This is a genomic window from Streptomyces sp. NPDC032721, assembly GCF_055579625.1.
Genome location: NZ_JBVIMX010000017.1, coordinates 21522 through 32098, shown reverse-complemented (window position 1 = coordinate 32098; position 10577 = coordinate 21522). Strand labels below are relative to the sequence as shown.

Sequence of the window (10577 nt, the reverse complement as noted above, 5' to 3'; positions counted from 1 at the left end):
CCTTTTGTTTTTCCCCCCCCCGCTCCCCCCCCCCCCCCCCCCCCCCCCCCCCCCCCCCCCCCCCCCCCCCCCCCCCCCCCCCCCCCCCCCCCCCCCCCCCCGCGCCCGTCACTCCCCATAGCACGAGGAAAGGCCCGTACGGCGCAGTGACAGGGCGCTGCGGATGCGGAATCCTCCGGACGCGTGGATCTTCGTAGTACCAGGAGGTTCACAATGCGCTCATCGCAGCTCACTCTGTGCACAGGCGCGGTACTCGCCGCGGTACTCGTGCCCGTACCCGCCGCCCTCGCGGACAACGAGGAACAGCACGGCAACGTCACCGTCACCCCGTCCACCATCGCCGCAGGCGGGGAGGTGGACCTGCGCGTCAGCGTGTGCGGCGGCAAGAAGGCGATCGGCACCTCCGAGGCCTTCTCCTCGCCCGCCCACTTCAGCCCGGCCGCCGACGGCGGACTCTTCGCCGAGGCGCACATCCGCTCCGACGCCCAGGGCCGCGACTACGGCATCACCGTCAAGTGCGAGGACGGGGCCGGCAACGCCAGCGGCAACGTCACCGTCGTCCACCGCAGGGTCGATCCCACCGCTCCCGTCCGCGCGGGCGGCGGCGGCACCGCCCTGGCCGCCGAGACCGACGGCCCCGGCACCCCGCACACCCTGATCGGCCTCGGCCTCGCGGGTGTCGCCGCCGTCGCCATCGCCGGACGTTCGGTCCGCCGCCGCCGGAGCGGCGCCTCCGCCGACTGAAGCGCGACAGGCACGATCGCGACCGGGAAACAGGGCTGGGAGAGGAGCGGACATGAGCGATGACCACGCGTCCGGCAAGGGCCGGATGCTCACCGGCGTCGCCTGGGCGGTACTGCTCCTCGGACTGTGGCTGTGGGGCCGCGACCTCACCGACGGGCCGGGCGGCATATCCGCCCCGACCACCGGTGACGTGGCCGCGGTGGGACGCCCGCTGCTGCAGATCGAACTGCCCGAGGCACACGAACCGGTGGCCGGAGTGAAGCCCCGGCGGGTGGAGATCCCGTCGCTCGGCATCGCCGCCCCCGTCGTCCCCCGGGGTCTCGACGCCTCGGGCGCCGTGGACCCGCCGCCGTACGAACAGCCCACCACCGTCGGCTGGTTCGGCGACGGCACCCGCCCCGGAGCGAGCGGCACGGCCCTGCTGGTGGGGCACGTCGACACCAAGAGCAAGCCCGCGGTCTTCTACGGGCTCAGCTCGGCCCGCCCCGGCGAGCAGATCAAGGTCACCGGAGCGGACGGCTCCGTCACCGAGTTCACCATCGACGACGTCCAGGTCTTCAGCCGGGAGAAGTTCGACGCGAAGAAGGTGTACGGAGCCCGCGAGGACGGACGCGCGGAACTGCGCCTGATCACCTGCGGCGGTACGTACGACCACGAAGCCCGCGCCTACACGGCCAACGTGGTCGTCTCCGCCTACTTGACCGGCGCCACCGAAGCGCCCGCCGCCGCCAAGTCCTGAGCGGAGGCAGGGGACTTCGCCCGCTCGGCGGCCCGCGCCGCGGCCCGCAGGCCCAGCCCGCCGAACACCGCCGCGAACACCGCCCACAGCAGCAGCTGCGAGCCCAGCGACAGCACCCGGAAGTCCCACAACAGCGTGGCCGGTACGGGGACTTCGTCCGGATTGCCGGGCAGCAGGAACATCACGGCGAGGGTGGCGGCCCCGGTCAGGAACACCGCCCCGTGCCGCAGCGGCTCCGCGCGGCCGGCCAGCCGTACGTACAACTGCCACGCCAGGACCATGCCGAGGATGCCGATGACCACCGCGGCCACCCACAGCGCCTGCCGGTTGGCCACCGTCGAGGAGTCACCGACCCCGGGCGGCGCCGCCGGGTAGCGCAGCCCCGGCAGCAGGGCGACGGCCACGAAAGCCGCCGCGCAGAAGGCGAGCGCACGCGGCCACGCCCGTACCAGGAAGCCGGTACGGCGGTGGACCAGCGCGTACGCCACCGCGAACAGCGCACCGAGCGCGAGCCCGGCGATCACCGCCGTGACAACCAGGCCGAAGTGCTGGGCCGAGCGGGAGAACAGCTCCTCGTGCCCCTGGGTGGCACCGGCGGCCGCGCCGTGGGCGTGCTCGGCGGCCTCCTCCTTCGCCGAGCGGGCCTCTTCGAGGACGATCGCCCGGTCCATCAGCGGCTCGGCGAGCAGCAGGGAGAACAGGCCGGTGGCAAGACCGGCCGCCCCGCCGGCCGCGAGCGCGCGGCCGAGCAGGGGAAGTATGGGGTTGTTCATGGTGCGTACGGCCCCGATCAGTGGCAAGGGGCACCGAAGAGGTGCCGGCCGTCGTGCGAGAACTCGTGCAGGTAGTCGCCGGTCGCGGAGATGATCTGGCCGTTGTCCATGAACACGGCGTAGAGCGCGACGAGGGCGATGATCGCCGCGGCGGCCAGGATCAGCAGGTCGCGGGTACGGGTGGTCGCGGACGCGAGCGACGCCGACTGGTCGGCGGCCTGCGGGACATGCGTAGACATGCGGGGGAGCCTCCTTCTGGGGTTTCCACGCCCCATGGCAGGAGGACGACGGGTCAGTTCCTGGCTTCCGCACCCGGGCAGGTGTGGTCACAGTGGCGGGACCGCCCCGGAATCGCACCGGAGTTCCTGTTCGCCGTCGCCTCGAATTGTGGAGTTGTCCTGGGGAGAGTCCCAGTCTGGCGGTGCACTGTCAATGCCGCACAGAGGGGCGGGGTGAGGCGGGGGAGGGGCGCGTGGGTGCACCTGGCCCGGTCGGCCGCTCGCTCCCCCCGGAGCCGCCGACCGGGCTGGTCCTCGACCGCACGCGCACGGACTGCGGGAGAAGCCCGGCGTCTGTGCGGGAGGTTCTTGGAGTGCCAACTCGGCTCTGGTGGCCGGGGGCTGGGGCCTACGAACACTGTAGAACGGCCAAGCGCCGTTCTCCATAGGGTAATTGACGCAAAGTCACAGCAAAGTCGCGCCGGGTGTCCTCTCTCGTGTCAACCGTGTCGACGGAAACCCCCTCACTTCGCTCTCATCCCCTCTTCCCCCGGCCCCGGCTCTCGGCTCTCGACAAGGACCGCCGCCGCGGAAAGGCTTCCCCGGACCAGTTCGGTGGCGATCTCCGACACCGGCCGCCGGGTACGGACCGAATGGGCCCGCAGCGCGTCGAACGCCTCGTCCACCGAGATCCCCCACTGCTCCGCCACCATCCCCTTGGCCTGGTCGAGGCGCATCCGGCCGGAGAGCGCCGACTGGAGCTGCCCGGCGACCAGCTCGTCGTGGTGCAGGGTGCGCTGCTGGAGGACGCCGAGGGTCGAGGTGTCCGCCAGCGCCTGGGCCAGCGCCAGGTCGTGCGCGCCGGGGACGGCACCCGGGTCGCAGACGAAGAGGTTCAGCGCGCCGATGACCGTCTCGCGGCTGCGCAGCGGGACCGCGTACGTGGACAGGAAGCCGTACGCGGCGGCGCGCGGCGCGAAGACCGGCCAGCGCTCCCGTACCGCCGGATCGTCCAGCGCGAGCGGCCCGACCGGGCCACGGCTGCGGAAGGAGTCCTGGCAGGGCCCCTCCAGGTACTGCATCTCCAGCAGGTCGAACAGCTGGGCGCGTTCGTCGGAGGTGGCCACGCACTGGAGCTGGCCGCGCTGGTCGACCAGCATCAGCCCGGCAGCGGACACATCGAGGAGCTCGACGCACCTGGCCGCCGACCACTGGAGGAAGTCGATCACCTCGAAGTCGTCGACCAGGGTGTCGGCGAGCTCGACGAAGGCCGTCGCGATCTTCTGTTCGCGCCGGGAGCTGTCCATGCGTTGTCACCCACATCTGTCGTGCCGTCGGGGGGCCCGCGCGAGGCGCTGCCACTGGATCATCGTGCCTGTTCCGTGCCGTCTCCGTCATGCAGGGCCCCGTCGGGGGTGAAGAGCAGGCGCCGTGCCACCACGTCCCCCGCCACCTCCAGGATGGGCCGCTCGGCGGCGTACGCGTACGCACGCAGCCGGGCCAGTGCCGCCGCCGGGGGCACCCCCAGCCGTACCGCGATCATGCCGGTCGCCTGGTGCACCTCCGCACGGTAGAGCGCCGCGTCCTGCGCGAGCCAGCCGCCGGGGCCGGGAACCGCGGAAGCTGTGGGAGCCGTGGGAGCCGTGGGATCCGTGCGGGCCCCGGCCGGCAGCCGCCCGCCCGGGCCGCTGCCCAGCAGGGTCAGGGTCAGGGCGTCGGCGAGCACCAGCACGTCGGTCAGCGCCTCGCCGGACAGCGGCCCCGGCTCTTCCCGGTGACAGGTCAGGACCCCCACCAGGATCGCGCCGATCTGCAGCGGCAGGGAGAACACCGCCCGCAGCCCGGACTTCTGCGCGGCCGGCAGGAACCCCGGCCAGCGCTCCCTGGGGACCTCCGCCAGATCGCTCTCCAGGACCAGCCGCCCGGTGTGCAGGCAGTCCGGCCCCGGCCCCTCGCCCAGGGTGAACTGGAGATCCTCCAGACCGGCGGCGCACCGGCCGGAGAACCACACGGGCTCGCCCCGCAGCTCCTCGTCGGCGAGGGTGACGGCCAGCCCGTCCACTCCCAGGATCTCGGCGCAGCGGCGGGCGAAGGACTCGTCGAGTCCGGCGGTGCGGCGTACCGCCAGCTCGTCGAGCAGGGCGGTCATACGGGCGGTGACCACGCCCCTCCTCCTGAGGGTTTCCGACGAGTTCCGCAGGGCCCCCGGAGGGACACCCGTGAAGAGGTCCGAAGAGTCCTGCGAAGTACCCGGCGGAAGGCCGCCAGGAGTGCTTCATCGTAGCCGGGTGCCCCCAAAGAGGCAGGTTGAACGCGGTGCAACAGCTTCTCGACGAAGCGGGCGCACCTACTGACGGCGAAGCCCCATGTGTCAGGATGGATTCGCCCGGTTGTGTCCGGGCAGGGGCGCCTGGGGGGTTGCCTCGGCCTTCTTTTCCATTCAGGCGCCCAAGGGGGAGTCGATGTACGGCAGTTACAGCGGACGTGTGCGAGCACTGGGAGCGGTCGCGGTGGGGTCCGCTCTGCTGCTCACCGGCTGCTCCTCGGACGGAGGGGGCAGCGGCGGTACGAGCGGGGGATCGGGAGGCAACCCGCCGGTGTCCCAACAGCCCAAGGGTGACGATCCGTTCTGGGTCAATCCGGACTCCAAGGCGGCCAAGGCGCTCGCCGAGGAGAGCGACAGCGCCAAGAAGGAACTGATCCGGAAGATCGCCCAGCAGCCGTCCGGCGAATGGCTGATCCCGGAGAACGCCAAGGAGCAGGCCAAGGGCTTCACCGAGGCCGCCGCGAAGGCCGACCGCGAGGCGATCCTGGTCGTCTACAACATCCCGCACCGCGACTGCGGCAACTTCTCCGGCGGCGGCGCCGCCGACGGCAACGCGTACCGCGCCTTCATCAAGGAGGTCGCCGAGGGCATCGGCGACCGTCCCGCCACGGTGATCCTGGAGCCGGACGCGGTGCTGCACCTGGTCGACCAGTGCACCCCCGAGAAGTTCCACGAGGAGCGCTACGACCTCCTCAAGGGCGCCATCAAGACGCTGAAGGCACAGCCGAAGACCAAGGTCTACCTGGACGCGGGCAACGCGGGCTGGGGCAAGCCGGACCAGATCTTCGAGCCGCTGAAGTGGTCGGGCATCGACCAGGCCGACGGCTTCTCGGTGAACGTCTCGAACTTCTACTCCACCGAGGACAGCAAGAAGTACGGCAAGGAACTCTCCGCGAAGGTCGGCAACAAGCCCTTCGTCATCGACACCAGCCGCAACGGCAACGGTCCCGTCAAGGAGAAGAACCTCAAGGACCCGTGGTGCAACCCGCCGGGCCGCGCCCTGGGGGAGGCGCCCACCACCGAGACCGGCGACGAGCAGGTGCACGCCTTCCTGTGGGTCAAGCGCCCCGGTGAGTCGGACGGCGAGTGCAAGGGCGGCCCGCAGGCCGGCCGCTGGTTCGCGGACTACGCGCTGAACCTGGCGAAGAACGCCAAGTAGAAAAAGCAGATACGACAACGAGTAAGGGGCGCCCTCCGGGAGGGCGCCCCTTACTCGTATCCACTGTCCAACAGGTCTGCCGGGTTACGGGACCTCGACCCAGACCGCCTCGGAAGGCGTGCCCTGGTCGTCCGTCACGAACAGCATGTAGTACCCGGAGGGCACCAGCGCCTGGCTCTTCGGGACGGTGACGGTGATGCCGTCGGCCGTCTTCTTGAAGTCCAGCGCGATGCTGCGCTGGTCCATGTCGGTCATGTGCGTCACCGCGCTCGGCCGCATCAGCTTCGCCGTCTTGACGGACGACGCGTGCTGCGTGGTGAACGTGCCGCTGGCGCCCCGCGCGATCTTCTTCGGGCCGTCGTTCAGCTTCGGCCGCGAGTCGCGGTAGAGGTACGGCGGGGTGTAGATCTCGATCCGCTGCTCGAAGACGCCCGGCCGGGTGTTGGCCTTGTCCGAGTAGAGCGAGTCGGAGCCCGCCACCATGACGCGGCCGTCGGGCAGTAGTACCGAGCTGGAGTGGTAGTTGCGCCCCACTTCCGGGTCGGCGAGCCGCTTGAGCTTGTTGGTCTTCGGGTCGAAGGAGCGCGCCTCCTTGATGTTGGAGTCGCTGCGCCCCCGGTAGTCCTCGGAACCGCCGGTGATCAGGACGGTGTCGTCCGGCATCAGCGAGGCGCTCGGGTAGCGGGTGCCCTTGTCGAGCGAGGGCCCGTCCTTGAAGACCGGGTTGTCGTCGTCGGCGTCGACCAGACGGGTCTTCTCGGTGGACTTGTCCGACTCTCCGACGCCGCCGCCGCCGATGACCATGAACCGCTGGTCCTGTGCCGGGGGCAGCATGACCGAGGCCGAGGTCTCCAGCTGGTCCGGGTCGCTCATGCCCGGGATCTTCTTGAAGCTGTTGTTCGTCAGGTCCCAGATGCCGGGCTCACGGCCGACGTCCGCCGGGCCGTAGCCCGCGTTGGAGCCGGTGTAGATGAGCTTGCCGCTGTTGAGGGTGAACAGCGACGGGTACGTCGGCAGCCTGCGCTCGAAGCCCGTGTACTTCCAGGTCTTCGTCTTCGGGTCGTAGATCTCGTCCTTGCCCGGGACGATCTGGCCGATCTCGTCGAGGCCGGAGGTCGCCAGGACCTTGCCGTCCTTGAGCGTGGTCAGCGACGGGTACCAGCGTGCCTCGTTCATCGGGTCGACGGTGATGTACTTCTCCGCCACCGGGTCGAACTCGTACGCCTCCCGGATGCCCTGGAAGTCCTTCTTGTCCAGGGCGAGCTTCTCGGCGACGCCGTAGGTGTTCTGGGCGTCCTTGCCGGTCAGCGTGGTGATCGTGTAGTTGTCCTGGGCGCCCGACTCGTACGCCTTGCCGGACTGCTTGGCCTCGACGTAGATCCGGCCGAGACCGGGTTCGTTGCGCAGGAACCGGCCCTTGTTGGGTCCGGTCTTGGCGAAGACCTTCTTGGCCTTCTCGACCAGGACCGGGTCCTTGGAGACGTACGTCTTGCCGTTCTTCTTGCCCTTGAAGACCGTGCCCGCGGGCAGTGTTATCGGCTTGTCCGGGTTCTCGTTGTGCACCACCATCAGGCCGCCGGCCTTGGTGACGTCACCCTCCAGCTTCTCGTACCGCTTGGTGCCGCCGGCGACGAGCAGCTTGCCGTCGCCCAGCTGTGTGTGCCCCGAGCAGAACATGTCCTTCGGGGTCTTGATCATCTTGTACGAGTTGTTCTTCGGGTCCCACAGGACCGACTCGAACTTGCCCGCGTCGAAGTTCTTCTGGTTGTTGCCGGAACCCGCGATCAGCAGGACCTTGCCGGTGTGCAGCAGTGCCGAGTGGATCGTGTTGATCTTCTTGTCGGTGGGGACGTCGAGGAAGTCCCACTTACCGTTCTCCGCCTTGTACTCCGGGCGGTTGATCTTGTACTCGTGGTACTGCTCCGAACCGAAGCGGTACAGCGCGGGCCCGTTGAACGCCGCCAGAGCAATGACCACCGCGGCCGTGATCGACAGTCGTTTGGCGCGGCGGCTCGGACGGAAACTCATTTCTTACGGCTCCCAAGGGAAGAGATCTGCATGGTCTGATCGGCTGCGGCCCAGCTCGGCTTCTGCTGCGGCGCATGCCCCTCGGGGTGTTGCCCGTGCTGTCCGTGCTGCCCCGGGTATCCGGCCCCCTGGTCGAACTCGGGGGCGGAGCCGGCGTCTCCGGGACCCTGCTGGGGGCCCGGCTTGCCCTTCTTCTTCTCCTCGCGCATGCCGAGCCGCCAGGCGATCACCGGCGCCGCGGTGACGAGCATGGCGAGCGAGGCCCACAGGACCATCGCGGGGTGCGAGTGGCCGAGGAAGTACGAGGCCACGATGGACCCGCCGAAGATCACGATGAAGAACATGTGGATGCGGAACGTGCCGAAGAGCGTGTCCGGGCTGGACGAGTCGCCCTTGGGCGTCACGACGAAGCTGGACTTGCGGCGCAGTACGGCGTCCAGCAGCGAGCGCGCGTAGATCGGCGCGGACATGGCGGACATCGCCATACCGGCCAGACCGCCGGAGCCCTCGGGCTCGTGCGGCGAGACGTTGTGACGGCGGTTCCAGATGTAGAGGCCGATCTGGAGCGCGGAGGCGTTGCCGTACAGCATCATCCAGATGACCGGGTCGATCTGGACACCCGAGGCGCCCATGCCCAGGAACAGCGCGCAGGAGAGCGCGGCCAGGATCCAGTTCATGGCGGACATCGGGTAGAAGATGATCATCATCGTGTAGTTGAAGAGCTTGCCCGGGGGCAGCGTGCCCCAGCCCTTCCAGTACTGCTTGAGGATCGTCTCGTACGTACCGCGCGACCAGCGGAGCTGCTGGGTGAAGAAGTCGGTCCAGGCGGTGGGGCCCTCGCCGACGGCCAGTACGTCCGGGGTGTAGACCGAGCGCCACTTCTTGCCCGTCGCCGGGTTCTTGGCGCGGTGGATCTCGAAGCCCGTCGCCATGTCCTCGGTGATCGAGTCGTACAGACCGCCGATCTGCTTCAGCGCCTTGATGCGGACCGCGTTGGACGTACCCACGAACATGGGGGCGCCGTAGCGGTTGCCCGCGCGCTGGATCAGGGCGTGGAAGAGGAACTGCTGCGACTCGGCGGCCTTGGTGACGAAGGTGTCGTAGTTGCCGTACACCTGCGGGCCGATGACGAAGCCGATGTCGGGGTCGCGGAAGTAGCCGAGCATCCGCTCCAGGTAGTTCGGGAGCGGGATGTGGTCGGTGTCGACCGAGGCGAAGTAGTCGTAGTCGTCACCGTGCGCGTCCAGCCAGGCGTTGTAGTTGCCGTGCTTGGTCTTCGCCCGGTGGGCGCCCTTCTTCTGGTTCCACTTGGCGATGCCCTTGCGGGAGAAGTGGTGCACGCCGAGACGGGCGCAGACCTCCTTGACCGCCGGGTCGTCGCCCTCGTCGAGCAGCCAGATGTGCAGCAGGCCCCGGTGGCGGATCTTGACCGCCGCCTCCAGGGTCTTGGTGACCATCTCCAGCGGCTCCTTGCCGGGCACGAAGGAGGTCATGAAGGCGACCCGGGTGCCGGTCTCGGGGACCACCGGGATCGGGTCACGGGCGACGAGGGTCGCGTGCGCGTTGGAGAGCACGTTCATCGTGCGGAAGAGCTCGATGAGACCGATCGAGACCAGCATGACGACGTCGAGCGCACGCAGGAGGTCGTCCTGGAGGTTCGGGTCGCGGTCGGTCCAGTGGCTCGGCTGCATCAGCCAGATGAACAGGGCCAGCGAGAGCAGCGGCGCGGCACCGAGCAGCAGGGCGGCTCTGATGCGGTGCGGCTCCTGGGAGATCAGTGACCGGTACTGGACCTTGTACGGCTTGCTGGGGTCCGGCTGGGTCAGTGGTCCGGCCAGCCGGCTGTAGTGCTCGTAGTCGTACCTGGGCAGCGCCTTCTGCTTTCGGCGACCCGGTCCGTTCGACCCGAGCTGCGGAGGGACCCGGAGCTGCGTGGTCTGGGTGGGGTCGTGGGTTGGCCCGTGGTTCGGGTCGTGGTACTGCCCGGCGCCGCTCGGCGTCGACGTCATGAGTCATCCCCCCGCACGCAAGGCTGGCTGCGTGAGTTCGTAGGTCATCTCGCTCGCTGGCGGTCCCCCTCGACCGTCTCGAACGCAACATTGGTCGGGCCGCCATCAGCACAGACACAGGACGACAACCTTCCGGTTGCATGATGCCCGTCCCGACATCCGTGGGTGAAAGGGGCCCCCACCCCGTGGGCCGTCCATCCCCTCGTCGGCCGGCCGAGCCTCAACTCGTCGAACCGCCCGCCCCATTGGAGCCACTGGCTCCAGGATAGGTTCCCCGACTCTTCATGTGATCGCAAGGGTCGCTGATCGCAGGGCTGCCGGGGTCCCGGGGCGGGGCCGGGGAAGGGCCCGGACCCGTGGGAATGACCGAGACCCTCCCACCGGTGGTGGAAGGGTCTCGGTTGCGCGTGCGCCGCCAGGGACTCGAACCCCGGACCCGCTGATTAAGAGTCAGCTGCTCTAACCAACTGAGCTAGCGGCGCCTGCTGACTCGGAGAACTCTACCGGACGCTCAGGAGTGGTTTGAACCAGCGGGAGACCGTGATGTCCATTTGCTTATATTTCGTACCGTCAAGATGCGT

At 69.3% G+C, this 10577-nt stretch carries 9 protein-coding genes, 1 tRNA gene and 1 riboswitch; of the genes, 3 read left to right on the top strand and 7 right to left on the bottom strand.

Going from position 1 to position 10577, the window contains the following annotated elements; translation table 11 throughout:
- Positions 1 to 213 precede the first annotated feature (213 nt).
- The gene (locus ACZ5PB_RS30830) at positions 214 to 744 is read left to right on the top strand and encodes a hypothetical protein (protein ID WP_468695676.1); all 531 of its coding nucleotides are present in this window, start codon (positions 214 to 216) and stop codon (positions 742 to 744) included.
- Positions 745 to 796: 52 nt separating this feature from the next.
- Complete coding sequence (locus ACZ5PB_RS30825) at positions 797 to 1483, top strand: class F sortase (RefSeq protein ID WP_468695674.1); 687 nt, start codon at positions 797 to 799, stop codon at positions 1481 to 1483.
- Here ACZ5PB_RS30825 and ACZ5PB_RS30820 read toward each other — a convergent pair.
- From ACZ5PB_RS30820 to ACZ5PB_RS30805, 4 genes are all read right to left on the bottom strand, one after another.
- Entirely contained in the window at positions 1438 to 2256 is an 819-nt protein-coding gene (locus ACZ5PB_RS30820; protein WP_468695673.1) for a CbtA family protein, read from the bottom strand. The two genes, ACZ5PB_RS30825 and ACZ5PB_RS30820, sit on opposite strands and share 46 nt — an antisense overlap.
- Before the next feature lie 17 nt (positions 2257 to 2273).
- Positions 2274 to 2495, bottom strand: a complete 222-nt coding sequence (locus ACZ5PB_RS30815; RefSeq protein WP_468695672.1) for a CbtB domain-containing protein — start codon at positions 2493 to 2495, stop codon at positions 2274 to 2276.
- 34 nt (positions 2496 to 2529) lie between these two features.
- Positions 2530 to 2686, bottom strand: a riboswitch (cobalamin riboswitch).
- Between the two features lie 312 nt (positions 2687 to 2998).
- Complete coding sequence (locus tag ACZ5PB_RS30810; protein ID WP_468695670.1) at positions 2999 to 3781, bottom strand: GAF and ANTAR domain-containing protein; 783 nt, start codon at positions 3779 to 3781, stop codon at positions 2999 to 3001.
- Positions 3782 to 3840: 59 nt separating this feature from the next.
- Positions 3841 to 4638: a GAF domain-containing protein gene (locus tag ACZ5PB_RS30805; RefSeq protein ID WP_468695669.1), complete on the bottom strand. Its 798-nt coding sequence runs from the start codon at positions 4636 to 4638 to the stop codon at positions 3841 to 3843.
- Positions 4639 to 4936: 298 nt separating this feature from the next.
- On the opposite strand from ACZ5PB_RS30805, the gene ACZ5PB_RS30800 reads away from it, so the two are divergent.
- Positions 4937 to 5959 (top strand): glycoside hydrolase family 6 protein, encoded by a 1023-nt coding sequence (locus ACZ5PB_RS30800; protein ID WP_468695667.1) that lies wholly within the window; start codon positions 4937 to 4939, stop codon positions 5957 to 5959.
- Between the two features lie 84 nt (positions 5960 to 6043).
- Here the strand turns inward: ACZ5PB_RS30800 and glxA are convergent, their stop codons facing one another.
- From glxA to ACZ5PB_RS30785, 3 genes are all read right to left on the bottom strand, one after another.
- The gene (gene glxA, locus ACZ5PB_RS30795) at positions 6044 to 7987 is read right to left on the bottom strand and encodes a radical copper oxidase GlxA (protein WP_468695665.1); all 1944 of its coding nucleotides are present in this window, start codon (positions 7985 to 7987) and stop codon (positions 6044 to 6046) included.
- Positions 7984 to 9996 (bottom strand): glycosyltransferase family 2 protein, encoded by a 2013-nt coding sequence (locus ACZ5PB_RS30790; protein WP_468695664.1) that lies wholly within the window; start codon positions 9994 to 9996, stop codon positions 7984 to 7986. Before ACZ5PB_RS30790 ends, glxA begins: the two co-directional genes overlap by 4 nt.
- Positions 9997 to 10404: 408 nt before the next feature.
- Positions 10405 to 10478 (bottom strand) — tRNA-Lys (locus ACZ5PB_RS30785).
- Between the last annotated feature and the right edge of the window lie 99 nt (positions 10479 to 10577).